The sequence below is a fragment of the Salinimicrobium oceani genome (assembly GCF_012037645.1).
In genome coordinates, this window is the sequence record NZ_JAAVJR010001629.1 from 1 (window position 1) to 285 (window position 285).

General features: G+C 31.2%; 1 pseudogene. It reads right to left on the reverse strand.

The annotated features are described in order from the left end of the window. Positions 1 to 163: pseudogene (locus tag HC175_RS24570) on the reverse strand (DUF302 domain-containing protein); the annotation flags it as partial. Positions 164 to 285 lie beyond the last annotated feature (122 nt).

Here is a 285-nt window from a genome sequence, read left to right on the forward strand (position 1 = left end):
GGATCCTGTACTTTCTAAAATCTAAATCAAGTTTCTTCTTGAAAGTTTCCTTTACGTCAATTTCGGTAAGGATCCCGAATCCTTCTTCCTTTAATTCCTTTGTGACTTTATCTATGGCCTCATCAAATGAAGTGTCGAGGACCTTTGAAAAATAGTAACTCATATTTCATTTTTTTTAATTCCCTTAAATTTAACTCTTTTAAACCTTTAAACGAAAATCCCGGTATTAATCTTATGTGAATTTGGAGCACAAAAAAGCCTAATCAACAAAAAGAATAAATTCTG